We start from the raw sequence: 15,232 nt of genomic DNA, 5'->3' as shown, positions 1-15,232 counted from the left end.
CTGAAAATGGAGGCGGCGAAGACGCCGTCGTTGTCCACGGCGATCTCGCCGACGGCTCCTTTTTGCTTCATGACGACGGCGGGTTCCTGCGGCTGGCGGAGGTCCCAGAGGTGAATGGAGCCCATGTCGGCGGCATCGACTTCACTGCCGGCGAGGAGCTTGGTGCCGTTGCCGGAGAAGGCGATGCAGGTGACGATGTTTGGCATGCGCGGCTGGAGAGTGCGGCGCTTGCCGTCTTTGAGGGTCCAGAGCTCGACGTTGCCATCGTCGCGTGCGACGACGACCTGCTGGCCGTCGGGGGTGACATCGAGGCAGGTGATCTCCACGCCGGGCGGGACGGGATGATCGGTGCGCTCGCCGGTTTTCATGTCCCAGATGGAGATGATTTCACGGCGGGGTGCGCGCACGGCCACCTGGCCGGGGGTGGCCTTGGGCTTGAGGAAGGAGGCTGCGATGACTTTGTTTGCCTCACGACTGACGGCGACCTTGGCGGCTTCCACGGTTCCTTCCGGCAGCGCGAGAGGTGCGGTGTCCGGACGAATGAGGTGAACGTTTGCCAGGAGCGAGAGGAGATTGGTGGAGGAGAGTTCGTTGGCTGGATCGGTGCGCAACGAGCGCGTGAGATAGGCGACGGCGTCGTTGTACTGACCGCGCTCGGAGAACTGGCGGGCCATCTGCTCGTCGGAACGGCTGAAGGATTTTTTGAGGTTTTCGCGGCCGAGCTCGGCTTCGACGCGGTTGCGCTCCGCTTTGAAATACAGGGCGGTGCTGGTGATGCCGCCGATGAGCACGGCGAGGGAGATGGCGATGGCGGCGGCGACGCCGACACGATGACGGCGAACGAACCGGGCGATGAGGTAACTTCTGCTGGGCGGACGCGCGGTGATGGGCTCGAAGCTGAGGTAGCGCGTGATGTCGTCGGCGAGATCGTCGGCGCTGCCGTAGCGGCGGTCGGGGTCACGTTCGAGGGCCTTGAGGGCGATCCAGTCGAGGTCTCCCTGGACGGTGGGCTCGATGGTGGAGGGCTTGGGGGGATCTTTCTCCGCGAGATCGCGCAGCAGCACGTGGATGGGCTTTGAAGCGATGTCCGAAGGAGTGATGAGAGCGCGGCCGCAGATCAGTTCAAAGAAGACGCCGCCGAGGGCATAGACGTCTGAGCGGGTATCGACATGCGAGCTGCCGTTTTCGATCTGCTCCGGGCTGATGTAGCCGGGGGTGCCGACGAGTTGATCAACGCCGGTGGCGATGGTGTGGCCGGAGCCTTCGCCTTCCATGACTTTGGCGATGCCGAAGTCGATGACTTTTGGGACGGCCTTGCCGGCTTCGTCCATGACCATGATATTGCCGGGCTTGATGTCGCGATGGATGATGCCTTTTTGATGGGCGTGATTCACGGCGCGACAGACCGGAATGAAGAGGGCGAGGCGCTGGCGCAGATTGAGATCGTTCTGCTTGCAGTAGCTGGTGATGGAGCGGCCTTTGACCATCTCCATGACGAAAAACGGGGCACCGATGTCTGTCTCGCCCGCGTCCAGAATGCGGGCGATGTTTGGGTGCTCCATGATGGCGAGCGTGCGCTGCTCAATGGCGAAACGGCCGAGGATGTCCGCCGATGCGACACCGGCCTTGACGATCTTGATGGCGACGATGCGGTGGATGGGCTTCACCTGCTCGGCGCGATAGACGACGCCGAAGCCGCCTTCGCCGAGCTTGTCGAGCAGACGGTAGCGATCGCCGATCCAGCCGTCGTTGCCGGTGAGGGACTCCATGTGGGAGCGCGGCTTGGACGTGGTGCCCATGGAGGCCATGGAACCTGCCGTGGCGGCAGGGAGGCCGCCGTGGCTCGGCATGGTGGACGCGCCGGGAAGCGTGGCGGCACCGGGAAGTGTGCCAGGTCTGCCGGTTGAGATGGCGATGGTCTGATCCTCTGGGCCGAGCGTGATATTGCCGGTGCCCAAAGGGGGCGAAAATTTTTGATTTGATCCGCTGCCCATCGTGGCCGCTGGCAGGCTGCGGCTGGGATTGGGGATGGCGATGGTCTGATCTTCAGGGCCCAGGGTGATATTGCCGGTGGGTGGCTCGGGAGCGGGAGGCTTGGGCGTGACCGGCGGGGTCACCGGCTTGAGATTGGGAATCGCGATGGTCACGTCCTCCGGCCCCAAGGTGATCATTCCTGTCGGTGCCTCAGCGGGTGGCATGAACTTCGCATCCTCGTTTGAGGGTGAGTGTGGAGCTGGCTTGGCCGGATCAGGGTTCACGGGTGGAGAGGAAATACGGGGGCAATGTTTCAGAGAACCGGGGTGCGGGCAAGCCTTGTAAGCCGGGAGAAGCAAAAAGGTTGGACCCTTTCATTGGCTTGTGTTTGCATGCGATCATCTTTTGTCCGCAAAGTTTCCATACGAACATTCTTCATGAATCCGCAAATTGGCTACATTTCCAACGGCAGGCTTTATCTCAAAACGACGGGCGGACGCGAGGAGGAGATCGTTTCGGAATTTTCCACCAATCTGAAGAAGCGGCTGCAGAGTGTGCAGGATCGGCAGGGTTTTCGGGGCGGTGGAAGTGGTGCGGGATTTATGCGGGGAGGTCTGCCTTCTGCCGAACCGGCCAGTGTCGAAGATACTTTCCGCAGCGAGTTTTCCTGTGCAGGCAGTCAGGACGGGCACGTGTGCTATGCGATCGATGCGAATGAGGTTCGTGCACTGTTTGAATACAACCCGGGCGAGAAGTACGAACGCCGGCTGCTGCATGGTCCGAAACATCGTTTCAGTTCGATCTCCACGCGCCGAAATGAAGAGAGTCCCGAATGGCTGCTGACGGCCGCGCAGGACCATGGCGTGAGCCGCATCTGCCTGTTCAAACCTGAGGCTGGCGGCGGGGGACTGATGGAACTGACTGAGGGGGACTCGCTGGACACCTTTCCTGTGTGGGAGCCGGGAAATGCGCGGTCTTTGGTCTATCAGACGTGCGGCATTGCCCGTCATGCGCAAACCCATGCGTGGGCAGGACTGGGACCGGCGACCTTGCATCGTTTGAATCTGGACTCCGGAGACATGGAAACCGTGGTGGAGGATGTGCGGTATGATTTTCTCTGCCCCTCGTTCTCACCGGAGGGAACGCTTTACTATCTGCGCAGGCCGTATGAGCCCTTTCATACGCCGTCGTTTTGGAACATTCTGAAAGACATCGTTCTGTTTCCCTTCCGACTGGTGAGGGCTGTTTTCGGCTTTTTGAATGTGTTCTCGATGTTGTTTTCGGGCAAGCCTTTGCAAACGGCAGGCAGGCCTCCGCAACCGCAGGCGGCTGACCCCAAGGCTGTGTTTCTGCATGGTCGCTGGGTGAACATGGAGAAGGCCATGAAGCATGCCGCGCAGAATGAGCTGAGCCATTTTGTGCCGCGCAACTGGCAGCTGATGCGGCATGTGCCCGATGGTGAAGCCCAAGTCGTCTGCGAAGGCGTCATGGCCTATGCGGTGGGCGCGAATGAAACGGTTTATTTTTCCAACGGCGCGGGTGTATTTGTGCAGAAGGACGGAAGCTCCAAACCTGAAAAGGTGAGTGATCGGAAACTGGTGACGTCGATTTTTGTGATGTGACCGCGAGCGGTGCAACGCTGTTACTTGAACTGCCGCAGGCGCAGGCTGTTTAAAATCACTGACACGCTGCTCAAGGACATGGCCACACTGGCGATCATGGGATTGAGCAGCCAGCCGGTGAAGGGATAGAGGATGCCGGCGGCGAGGGGGATGCCCAGGCCGTTGTATAGAAACGCGAACATGAGGTTCTGGCGGATGACCTTCATGGTGGCATGGCTGAGGGCGAAGGCCTGATGGAGGGCGCGGAGGTCTCCCTTCACCAGGGTGACGGCGGCGCTTTGAATGGCGACTTCGGTGCCGGTGCCCATGGCAATGCCAACATCGGCGGCGGCAAGGGCGGGAGCGTCATTGATGCCGTCTCCGGCGAAGGCGACGTGGCGGTCCTTGCCGCGTGCCTGATAGACGTGGAGCAGTTTTTCCTTGGGGGAGACCTCGGCGGCGACTTCGTCAATGTTCAGATCTTTGGCGACGCGCTGCGCGGTGGCGAGAGCGTCTCCGGTGATCATCTGCAATTTCAAACCGAGTGCGTGCAGCGCGGCGATGGCTGGCGGGGCGGACTCCTTGATCTTGTCCTTGATGGCGATGAGGCCGAGCGGCTTCTCGTTGAGCACGACGACCACGACGGTGCAGCCCTCTTCCTGCATTTTTACCGAGTGGGCGTGGCATTCGGCGCTGACGAAGACGCCGTTCTTTTTCAAGAAGGCCTCCTGGCCGATGAAGACTTCGCTGTCACCGACATTTCCCAGCACGCCGCCGCCGGTGATGGACTGGAAATCGGTGACGGCAGCGATGGGGATGTTGCGCTCCTTCGCGGCATTCACGATGGCGGTGGCGAGGGGGTGCTCGCTCATGGATTCGACAGCGGCGGCGCAGGCGAGGAGATCGCGGGCGGAGAGGCCGGGGAGTGGGAAGACTTCTGTGACTGAGGGTTTGCCCTCGGTGAGGGTGCCGGTTTTGTCGAGCATCACGATGTCGATCTCGTGCAGGCGTTCGAGAGTTTCGGCGTTCTTGATGAGCACGCCCAGCTGCGCGCCGCGACCAAGGCCCACGGTGACGGCCATCGGCGTGGCCAGACCGAGGGCGCAGGGGCAGGCGATGATCAGCACCGCGACGGCATTGACCACGGCAAAGGCAAAGGAGGGCTGCGGGCCAAACTGCCACCAGAGGAGGAAGGTGAGGGCAGCCACGCCCACGACTGCGGGAACGAACCAGGCGGAGACGCGGTCTGCGAGACGCTGCACGGGCGCGCGACTGGACTGCGCCTTGGCGGTCATTTCCACGATCTGACTCAGGAGGGTGTTTGCGCCGACGCGGTCCGCACGCATGAGGAAGGTGCCACTGCCATTCACCGTGCCGCCGGTGACTGCGGCGTTCGCCTCCTTTTTCTGTGGCATGGATTCGCCGGTGAGCATGGACTCATCCACGGTGGAGCTGCCTTCGGTCACGCTGCCATCGACGGGAATGCGTGCGCCGGGTTTGATGCGCAGGACATCGCCGATTTGAATGTCATCCACGGGTGTTTCGATTTCCTCGCCATTGCGAATGAGCAGCGCGGTTTTGGGCGCGAGATTCATCAAGGCGCGAATGGCGGAGCCGGTGGCCTTGCGGGCGCGGAGTTCGAGGAGCTGGCCGATCAGGACGAGGACGGTGATGACGGCGGCGCTTTCAAAGTAGAGCACCATGCCGCCGTGGGTGGCAGCGTGCGGAAACAGGTTCGGGGCCGCAAGTGCGACGGTGCTGTAGAGCCATGCGGCGAGAACGCCGAGGCCGATGAGCGTGAACATGTTGAAGCGCAGGGTGCGCAGCGAATTGGCAAAGCGCACCAGCAGCGGCCAGCCGACCCAGAAGACGACGGGCGTGGCCCAGACGAACTGCATCCAGCCGGAGGCGTCGTGGGGGATGTCGCGGATGACGGGCAGGTCCATGCCCATGGAAAGGAGGACCACCGGGGCGGTCATCGCGGTGCTCCAGCGCACGCGCCACCAGAGATCGTTGACTTCATCGTCACCGCCATCGCCACAGCATTCGGGTTCGTTGCGATGGGCGAGCGGATTTTTTTCCAGAGCCATGCCGCACATTGGACAAGCACCCGGTTTGTCGGAACGGACGCCCGCGCACATCGGGCAAATGTAGGCTGCTGGTGCCAGGGTTTCCTTCACAGCAGCGGCTGGCTGCGCCTCGTGCGAGGAGCAGTGCGGGCAGGGTGTGGGTGCGTTGGGAAGCATCGCGGTGGTAAGGTAGCCGCACAAACAACGCCATCACCAGCCGATTTTTGGCGAAAGGTGTGTCTGGTCCGGGGTTTAGGGGTACGGGGGATGTGTTGCGACAGGAGGTGCTGGCTGGCGCGTCCGGAACCTGCTAAAGCAGGTACTACAAAACGTATGCTGCGGACTGCGGTGCGTATGATGCGTGCGGCAGGCTTGGCGGGACGAAGCTTTGGGTGGCTGGATGGAGTGTTGAGGACGGAGACCATTAAATAGCCTGCGAAAGCGGTAGCTACGATGCAGGCTTGCGCCTTGCATCTGCGCGACCGCACTCCAAAACGCTGTCGCGTGGTTTATAGCAGTTTCCAAAACTCATTTCCTTTTAGCAGGCTGTTTCTTGCTCGAAGATCTTGGGCTTCGACGGCGGCTGGCTGAGGACAGCCAGCCCCACCAGCGCTGGGCATGCGCGTGCCCGGGGTTTATCACAAAACTCAATTCCGGCGAGATGGCTGCTGTGAGCCATGGACATGGACCGAAGGTCTGGGGGGATTCGAAAGCGCTGATCGACAGACAGGAGTGTCTATCGTACTCCAATCCATCTGCGCAGGCGCAGTCATGAGAGACAGATGCCTTTGGGAAGGCTCATTCGAGCCTGACACTTGTCAGGCGGGGGATCTGACGTCAGCTTTTGGTGATGCATTCGTCGAGATTGAGGATGGCGCTGGCGACGGCGTACCAGGCGGCGTACCAGGCGGCGAACTCGGCGGGTGGGAGGTTTTTGGGGAGTTCGACGCCGACGCTGAGTTCCTGGGTGGCTTTGGGGTCTGTTTTGGCGGTTTCGAACTGGGTTTCCCAGAGGGCTTTGAGGACGACGAGTTCTTTTGGTTTGGGTGCGCGTGCCAGAGCGAGGCGGAAGGCGTGATGGAGGCGGGAGTCGAGGTCGGTGCTGGGGGATTCGACGATGATGCGTTTGGCGAAGGCCCGGGTGGCTCCGACGTAAACGGGATCGTTGAGGAGGGTGAGGGCTTGAAGTGGAGTGTTGCTGCGGGAACGGCGCACGACGCAGGCCATGCGGGCGCTGGCGTCGAAATTCATGAAGCTGGGATAGGGCGAGCCGCGCTTGAGCACGACGTAGAGGCCGCGGCGGTACTGCTCGGCTCCGGGGCTGACGACGTAGTTGTACTGCTGGCCGCCGACTTTCTGCCAGAGGCCATCGGGCTGGGGCGGGCGAATGGGGGTGCCGCCCTGTTTGAGATTGAGGAGGCCGGAGATGGCGAGGGCGTTGTCGCGGATGGTTTCGGCGTCGAGGCGAAAGCGAGGGCCGTGCCAGAGGAGGGAGTTGGAGGGGTCGACTGAGACGGAATTTATGATTTTTGATTTATGATTTATGATTTCCGGAGACGGAGCCTGGGTGGCCAAAGCGGGGATGGAGCTGCTTTGCTGGTAGGTGGCGCTGAGGACGATTTTTTTGAGGAGGTGCTTCATGTTCCAGCCATTGTCCGCGAACTCGGTGGCGAGCCAGTCGAGGAGTTCGGGGTGGGTGGGGGGCGCGCCTTTGATGCCGAAGTCTTCGAGGGTGGAGACGATGCCGGCGCCGAAGAGCTCGGCCCACCAGCGGTTGACGGTGACGCGGGCGACGAGGGGGTTGGCGCGGCTGGCGAGCCATTTGCCGAGGGTGATGCGGTTGGGCGGGCCGTTGAGGTGGGTGTTGAAGATGGCCGGGACGGAGGCGGTGACGGGGTCCGCGGGATCGGTGTAAACGCCGCGTTTGAAAATGGCGCTCATGCGCGGCTGGGGGAGTTCGCGCATGACCTCGGTGGTGGGGGTGGCGAGGGCGGAGATCTGCTTTTGCAGTGCGATCTTTTGTTTTTCGAGTTTGGCGAGTTCGGGGTCTTTGGAGAGCGGTGCGGGGGCGGCTTTGCCTTTGCGCTCCTTTTGAACGACGGGCGCGGGCGCTTCGACTTCGGGGAGGCAGGCGGCGACACTGCCTGCGATGCTGGAAATGCGCAGGCAGCCGATGACGAGGCCGTTGCCGAAATTTTGCGCCATGCGGATACTGAGCTTGGTGCCGGGAGTGATCGTCACGGGCTGCTGGAGTTCAAAGGCGGCCCAGTGGGGTTCGTGAAAGCGCTGGCCGATGGCCCAGGCGGATCTGCCGGTCTTGGTGACGAGGCTGGTGACTTCGTAGCCTTTTTGCGAATAGTCGGCGTAGGCGGTCTTGAAGGTCAGCGGCTGCGTTTTGCCGTCGGGGGTGGTGAGGGTGCAGTCGAAGGAGTGGAGGACGAAATTGGGGCGGTTGACTCCACCCCTTCCCGGCCCATCGCCGGGGATGGAGGCGTGGGTGAGGGTTTCGAGCATGAGGCCGCTGAGATCTCCGGCGGTGAGGTCGGTTTCGAAGGTGTAGGTGTCTTTGTCGGGGGCGGGGCCGGTGAGAAGGACGCTGCCGTCGGGCTGGAGTTCGGACTCGGCATCGCTCTCGGTGATGAAGGCGGTGGGTTTGAGGGCTTTGACGGCGCTTGATGAGGCGCTTTTGCCGGAGGGTTTGCCGGTGCTGGTGACCTGCTTTTGATAAGCGGCGAGCTGCGCATTCAGGGACTTCATCTGCGCGGCGAGCTGCTCGCGCTGGGCATCGCCACCGGTGTCGCGGATTTTGAAGGGCGAGCCTTTGAACTGAATGGAGCCGGGGGTGGTGGGATTGGTGCGCTCTGCCTCTTTCTCGGTGTTGTTGTAGTAGGCGAGGAGTGAGTAGTAGTCGCGCTGGCTGAAGGGGTCGTATTTGTGATTGTGGCACTGGGCGCATTCGAGCGTGGTGCCGAGCCAGACGGCGCCGGTGGTGTTGACGCGGTCGATGACCTGATTGATGCGGCTTTCTTCGGGCTCGGTGCCGGCTTCGACGTTGGTGGGGGTGCAGCGATGAAAGCCGGTGGCGATGATTTGTTCGGGCGTGGCGTTGGGCAGGAGATCGCCGGCGATTTGTTCGAGGGTGAACTGATCGAAGGGCATGTTGGCATTGAGGGCGTTCACCACCCAGTCGCGCCAGGCCCAGACTTCGCGGAGGTCATCGCGCTGGAAGCCGTGGGAGTCGGCGTAGCGGGCGAGGTCGAGCCAGGGGCGGGCCCAGCGGACGCCGAACTGATCGGAGGCGAGGAGGCGGGTGGCTAGTTGCTCGATGCTGGAGGCTGGATTCTTGGAGTGCTCTTTGAGGAAGGTATCGACTTCGGCGGGGGTCGGGGGGAGGCCGGTGAGGTCGAGGGAGAGGCGGCGGATGAGGGTTTCGGGAGAGGCGGGGGGCGATGGAGTGAGGTTGTTGGCTTCGAGTTTGGCGAGGATGAAGCGGTCGATCTCGTTCTGGGGCCAAGACTGGTTTTTGACGGCGGGCAAGGCGGGGCGCTGGGGAGGGATGTAGCTCCAGTGCTGGAGGGTTTCGAGTTTATCGGGCCACTGGGCGCCTGCGGCGATCCAAGCGCGGAGGTGGGAGATTTCGGCGGTGGTGAGGCGGTCGCCGCGTTTGGGCATGGCGTCCTTGTCTTCCTTGGGCAAAGCGACGCGGCGGAGGAGATCGGTGCCGATTTTGAGGTGCTGAGGCGAGGCGGTGTCGAGGCGGAGGTCGGCTTTGTGGTGCTCGGGGCCGTGGCATTCGAAGCAGGCGCGCTGGAGGACGGGATAGACGTCCTTGGAGAAGTCGGTGCCTGCGGCGTGAAGGGTGGCTGTGGTGAGCAGCGCGATGAGGGCGAGACGGAGCATGCTGGTGTATGAACGATGCGCGGGGGGCGGACTTTCGACCTTGATGGAACGCAGATGGGGGGAGGTGGTTGGAATAGCGGAGCGCCGTGCGGGGGCGGAGTGCTGCGGGTTCGGAGACCCGCGCTCCATCTGGATGGGCTGCTGCGCAGCCGTGAAGCGAACGCCGAACTGCGCACTCAAAGCAGGCGGGCGTTTTGGGGACTGCGAACGAACCGCACTCGGAGAGTGCGGACCACTTCACGCTGGATTGGCGGTGATTGTGCCGAGGAAGAGGCCCAGTGAGCTTTCAGTGGGGCTATTGGAGCGAGGTGTGTTTGCCGAACGCTCGGAGACGGGTGGGCTATCGCCACACCCATCCCACAACTCGCCTGATGCTGGCATTATGGCGTAGCACTGATACGAATGCGACAGCGTCTTGGAAATGAAGCACAGCGGGTATGTGTGCGGCAAAGTTGGGCGCGAGGTCGCTTTCGCAAACTGGACAGCGGGTTAAGGACGAAGCGCATTCTTTACCCCGCGAAAGCGGTGGCTCCGATGCAGGCTTGCGCCGTGCATCTGCGCGACCGCACTCCAAAAAGCTGGCGCGAGCACTGGCGGCTCAGTGTTCACTGCACTTGATGCATATCATTAAACGAATGCTGTTCATGTCACCCAGTCACCGATTCTCGATGGTTCTACTACAAGAGGCGGCGGGCGTTGCGGAGGCCGTCGGCGGTGACGACGGCTTGGTTGCGGGCGGCGACCATGAAGTCGAGGTAATTTTGCCACTGCATGGGACGCAGGGAGGCGAGGCCCATGCTGCGGCGGCTGTAGCCGTAGTCGGCAATTTCCCAGCCGAAGTCGGAATGGCGGTTGCGGTAGTCGGTGCGGTGAATCCAGGCACCGAATTCGTCTTTGCGCCAGACTTCGGGGTCGTTGCCAGGAATGACCTGGGCGAGACTCCAGACGCTGCGGACGACTTCGAGGTCGTAGCCTTCGGCGCTGTGACTGGAGAGGGATTCGGACATGGAGAACGGAGAAGCGACGGACTGGAGTGTCCGCCTTACTGAGATACTGATTTACACCGCAGAGGCGGGAACGCCGCAGAGATTTTCCTGAAGAGGACTGAGGTGCATGGTCTTATTCAGCGATTCGTTGCTTACTTCAATTCGATGTTGTCGATGAGACGGGTGGTACCGAAGAAGACGGCGACGGCAATGACCACGAGTTCGGTGGTGGCGGACACAGGCTGCAGAGTCGTGGCATCTGCGGATGCCACGTAGTCGATGCGGCTGGATGGAGCCTTGTCCTGGATGATCTGGGTGATGAGACGTTCCAGAGCGGCGGGTTCACGCTCGCCGTTTTTCCAGGCATCACGCGCGGCCACTAGTGCCGCGCGGAGTGCGGGGGCTTCGGTGCGTTCTTCGGGGGTCAGGTAGCGATTGCGACTGCTCATGGCGAGGCCGTCGGCTTCACGGACGGTCTCGATGCCATGCAGCACGACATTGAAATCGAGGTCGCGCACGAGACGGCGGATGATGGCGAACTGCTGGTAGTCTTTTTTGCCAAAGACGGCGTCGTCGCACTGAACGAGATTGAAGAGCTTGGCGACGATGGTGCAGACGCCTTCGAAATGGCCCGGGCGGCTGGCGCCACAGAGCAGCTTTGAGAGGCTGGTCTCGTAGAGGGCGATGCTGCGATCTGCGGGATAAAGATCCTCGGCCTTGGGCGCGAAGATCATGTCCGCTCCGTTGTCACGGCAGATGCTGAGGTCCTCGATGAGGGTGCGGGGGTATTTGCTGAAGTCTTCGCCGGGACCAAACTGGAGAGGATTGACGAAGATGCTGACGGCGACATTGCCGTTCTGGCCGGCGATCTCCCGTGCGGCACGGATGAGAGCGGCATGACCATCGTGCAAGGCGCCCATGGTGGGCACGAAGACGCAGCGCGTGCCTTTGTTGATGGTGCTCCAGGAACGAAGCTGGCGGATGTTGTTGATGACGTTCATGATTTTAAGTCTCTGGATTCAAACACGGCATAGCCCAGGGTAAAGAGCGTAACGTTTACGGCGAAGATGACGGCATAGCCACGCCAGATGAGGGGCCAGTCGATGTTTTCTGCGAGAATGCGTCCCCACACGGACATGTGCTTGGTCACGAGCAGATGCTGGTAGTTGTCCATGAAGCCGCTGTTGCGCATGATGAAGTCCACCAGGATGTAGGTCAAAGCGCCGATGGTGGCGGCGGCGGGCTTGATGCGGAAGCAGGAGAGAAAAAACGCGATGCTGCTGACCGCCGTCATGCTGAGGCCAAGGTAGAGAGAACTCAGTGCGTAGCGCTGCAAGCCAGGGCCCCAGTCATAGAATGCGAACACGGAGACTTCAGGCACGATGGCGAAATAACCGCCGCCCCAGCCGCGCAGGATGAGGCCGAGGAGAAATGAAGTCCATGCGAAGAACTGCACCAGAAAGAACGCGTAGGCGCTGCAGGTGAGGTACTTGAGAAGCAGCAGGCGGAAACGGCTGACGGGCCGTGCGAGCAGCAACCGCATGTGACCATCCTCCCCTTCCTTGGCGACGATGTCGCCGGCAACGAGGGTGAGGAACAAGGCCCCGAGCAGGAAGATGGCGAAACCCATGATGGTGCTGGCCACGGTGAGGGCAGAGAAGTAGTACTCAAAGCTCTGGCCCGAACCGACGATGGCTTTCTGAATCGGCCCCATGCCGAATTTTTTGATGAGCAGCAGGATGAGTATCTCGAGCGCTATGAAGGCACCGAAGCCGATGTAGGTGCGCCGGCGTGCGAAGAGCTTCAGGAGCTCGCCATACCACTGCTGGAAGAAGAGCGTCATGATTTGGAGGAGAGTCCCATGTAGAGGTCTTCGAGGGTGGGGCGATGCGACAGCCAGGTGTTGACCTGCACTTTGCCATTCACGAGTGCGGTGACGAGTTCATGGGGCTCCATGTTGAGCGGGACTTCGACGATGCCGTGTTTGTCCATGGTGGCACCGCAGCGGTCGAGGACTTCGCGGGCGAGGCCGATGTCGTTGGTGTCGAGCTGAAAGATGCGGCGGGATTTTTCCTGCGAGGGGACGGGGCCTTCGAAGACTTTTTTGCCGTCCTTGAGGATGACGCAGCGATCACACATCTGCTCGACTTCGCCGAGGAGATGGGAATTGAGCATGATGGTCATGCCGTGGTGCTTGCGCAGGTGGAGGATGAGCTCGCGGAACTCGCGGATGCCTTCGGGGTCGAGGCCGTCGGTGGGTTCGTCGAGGAGGAGGATCTTGGGCTGGGGCAGCAGGGCCTGGGCGAGGGCGAGACGCTGGCGCATGCCGTGGCTGTAGGTGGCGGTTTTTTGCTGGATGGCGCGGGTGAGATTGACCATCTGCACGACGCGTTTCACCTCGGCCTCGTCCCACCAGCCTGAGAGGGAGCAGAGGACGCGGAGGTTTTGCCAGCCGCTGAGGTAATCGTAAAACACGGCGGCTTCGTAGATGGCGCCGATCTGCTGGAGGGCAGCGCCGCGATTTTGCTGAACGCTGCGGCCGCCGATGCGGACCTCCCCCATGTCCGGGCGCACCATGCCGAGGGTGATGCCCATGATGGTGCTCTTGCCGGCGCCGTTGTGGCCGAGGAGGCCGAGGATCTCGCCTTCGCGGACTTCGAAGCCGACGTCATCCAGAGCGAGCCGCCCGGTGGGCCAGCGCTTGGTGAGGTGTCGTACTTCGAGGAGTGCCATGGAGTGCGATAGTGGCGAGATGCCGCTGCGGATGCGAGTTTTTATAGCGATTTCCGGAATAGAATGCGCTGGGGAGCGAGCTTGGAAGTTCGTCCTAGACACTCTGCGCAGAAGAAGTCGCCAAATTCGCGTTTACACCGTGGCTGGCCGACTGCATTACTGCGGCCTGTCCACGCCCCTCTTTTTGCCATGCAGTTTTATTTCCCCACGACCCTCAATCTCGGCCAAGAACACAGCGAAGGCTTTCACCAGGAACTGCTGCGTGGGCTTACCCACAAGCTGAACAACCTGCTGGCGGTGATCCAGGGCTTCAGCAGCCTGATTTTGATGACGGACGACTTGGATCCGGGTGTGAGTGAAAACATGCAGCACATCCGCGAGGCATCCCTGGGTGTGACCAATCTGAGCGAGCGCATTCGCTCCGCCGGCGGCTGTGCGAAGATCACGCCGCAGTCACTCGGTTTGAACGAATACCTTCCCGTCATTGAAGGCGCGGTGATGGAGCCGTTTCAAAAGGAGGGCGTGCAGCTGGAAGCGGATGTGCAGGCCGGCCTGCCGCCGATCCTGGTGGATCCGACGAAGTTCAAAGACATCCTGACCGAGCTGCTGAAAAACGCCGCTGAAGCCGCCGCCAAGGGTGGTGGCCGCTGCGCGCTGAAGATCTGCGGTCCGGGCACGATCACCCCGGCTGAACAGCGCCGGGTGGACATTCTGGTGAGCAACACCGGATCCCAGATCGCGCCGGAGAAGATTCAGGAGGTTTTCCGTCCGTTCCATGGTTCCAAGAACAGCAATCACCTCGGCCTGGGGCTGACGATTGCGGCGATGCTGAGCCATCAGATGAACATCCAGCTGGGCGTGGCTTCTGAGAACAACACGACCACGTTCTGGCTGAGCTGCCCGATGGTCTAGGACCTCGGCTGAATGTTTTTTGAGTTTTGACGTTTAATTTAGATGCGACGAGGACTCTACTTACGTTATCTTCTTTCAACATCCACCTTTGAAGATTACTCATGAAACGACCTGTTCTCTTCGCCGCCCTGCTGCTCAGCGTGCTTCCGGCTGGTGCCGCGCCGAAGAATTACGGCACGATCACGACACGTTACGGCAAGTCTTATCACGAGTGTCAGTTCATGCACCTCTATCCCGATGGGGTGACCTTCGCGCACCGGGATGGAGCGGTCAAAATTCCCTTCGCAGAGCTTCCCGAGAGCCTGCGCAGTAAATTCCACCACGATCCGAAGGCAGAGGCCGAATATCAAAAGGAACAGGCGGCTTTGCGCAAAGCCGGGCAGGAACGGCAGAAACAGCAGGAGATTGTGGCGCAGGAACGACTGATGGATGCGAAGCTTGCTGAGGCCAGCCGCCTTGCGGCTACGTCTGTAGCAGTCACTAGTCCGCAAACGCTTTCGCGGGGGAGCGGCCCGATCGCCAGTCGGGCCGTGGTAAGTCGGTCTTCCAGTAGAAGTAGAAGCAGCTACTCGCGCTTTGGCTACTATGGCAGCGGGTATTATTCCGGCGGATACTCTTCGGGCATCAGCTATTGCCAACCCTATAGCGGCTACTCGTATGGGGGACACAGCTATTCTGGACAGGTCTGCCCCCCTACGGTCATTGTCCCATGGAATCTCGGCCAGGGCATCCACATCGGTACCGGTGGGTGCGGTTTTAGTGGCCTGCATCCTAACTATTGAGTGAGGAGTGAGTGCTTCGGGCGGCCCGATGGTTTGAGATGCGGCTGAATGTTTTTTGAGTTTGGACGTTTAATTTAGATGCAACGGCGGCACGGCCTTCGTTGTCGTATTGAACATCACCCTTTGGAGGTCTCTCATGAAACGATCTGTTCTGTTCGCCGCCCTGCTGCTCAGCGTGCTTCCGGCCAGCGCTGCTCCGAAGAACTACGGCACGATCACGACACGTGACGGCAGGTCATTCTACGAGTGCCGGGTGCTGCACATCTACCCGGATG

At 61.2% G+C, this 15,232-nt stretch carries 10 protein-coding genes; 3 read left to right on the top strand and 7 right to left on the bottom strand.

What is annotated here, in order from left to right; translation table 11 throughout:
* The coding region (locus tag ACIREA_RS11655) for a protein kinase (RefSeq protein ID WP_397382448.1) at positions 1-2,198 on the bottom strand (2,198 nt) is incomplete at its 3' end.
* A gap of 213 nt (positions 2,199-2,411) precedes the next feature.
* Here ACIREA_RS11655 and ACIREA_RS11650 point away from each other — a divergent pair.
* Entirely contained in the window at positions 2,412-3,596 is a 1,185-nt protein-coding gene (locus ACIREA_RS11650; protein WP_397382447.1) for a hypothetical protein, read from the top strand.
* Positions 3,597-3,616: 20 nt separating this feature from the next.
* Here ACIREA_RS11650 and ACIREA_RS11645 read toward each other — a convergent pair whose 3' ends face one another.
* The 6 genes from ACIREA_RS11645 to ACIREA_RS11620 all read right to left on the bottom strand — a co-directional run bounded on the left by ACIREA_RS11645 (position 3,617) and on the right by ACIREA_RS11620 (position 13,263).
* Positions 3,617-5,821 (bottom strand): copper-transporting P-type ATPase, encoded by a 2,205-nt coding sequence (locus ACIREA_RS11645; protein WP_397382446.1) that lies wholly within the window; start codon positions 5,819-5,821, stop codon positions 3,617-3,619.
* Between the two features lie 660 nt (positions 5,822-6,481).
* Positions 6,482-9,544 (bottom strand): DUF1553 domain-containing protein, encoded by a 3,063-nt coding sequence (locus tag ACIREA_RS11640; RefSeq protein WP_397382445.1) that lies wholly within the window; start codon positions 9,542-9,544, stop codon positions 6,482-6,484.
* 677 nt (positions 9,545-10,221) lie between these two features.
* Positions 10,222-10,551, bottom strand: a complete 330-nt coding sequence (locus ACIREA_RS11635) for a hypothetical protein (protein ID WP_397382444.1) — start codon at positions 10,549-10,551, stop codon at positions 10,222-10,224.
* Positions 10,552-10,682: 131 nt separating this feature from the next.
* On the bottom strand, positions 10,683-11,531 hold the full coding sequence (gene panC / locus ACIREA_RS11630; protein WP_397382443.1) for a pantoate--beta-alanine ligase: 849 nt from the start codon (positions 11,529-11,531) through the stop codon (positions 10,683-10,685).
* Positions 11,528-12,373, bottom strand: a complete 846-nt coding sequence (locus ACIREA_RS11625; RefSeq protein WP_397382442.1) for an ABC transporter permease — start codon at positions 12,371-12,373, stop codon at positions 11,528-11,530. Before ACIREA_RS11625 ends, panC begins: the two co-directional genes overlap by 4 nt.
* Positions 12,370-13,263 (bottom strand): ABC transporter ATP-binding protein, encoded by an 894-nt coding sequence (locus ACIREA_RS11620; RefSeq protein WP_397382441.1) that lies wholly within the window; start codon positions 13,261-13,263, stop codon positions 12,370-12,372. Before ACIREA_RS11620 ends, ACIREA_RS11625 begins: the two co-directional genes overlap by 4 nt.
* Positions 13,264-13,452: 189 nt before the next feature.
* Between ACIREA_RS11620 and ACIREA_RS11615 the strand changes: the two genes are divergently transcribed.
* On the top strand, positions 13,453-14,175 hold the full coding sequence (locus ACIREA_RS11615; RefSeq protein WP_294402018.1) for a HAMP domain-containing sensor histidine kinase: 723 nt from the start codon (positions 13,453-13,455) through the stop codon (positions 14,173-14,175).
* A gap of 101 nt (positions 14,176-14,276) precedes the next feature.
* Positions 14,277-14,957: a hypothetical protein gene (locus ACIREA_RS11610; protein ID WP_397382440.1), complete on the top strand. Its 681-nt coding sequence runs from the start codon at positions 14,277-14,279 to the stop codon at positions 14,955-14,957.
* Positions 14,958-15,232: the final 275 nt, after the last annotated feature.

Source organism: Prosthecobacter sp. (genome assembly GCF_044373815.1).
Classification (GTDB): domain Bacteria; phylum Verrucomicrobiota; class Verrucomicrobiia; order Verrucomicrobiales; family Verrucomicrobiaceae; genus Prosthecobacter.
Note: the sequence above shows the minus strand (reverse complement) of the source record. Positions and strands in the feature narration are given on the sequence as shown.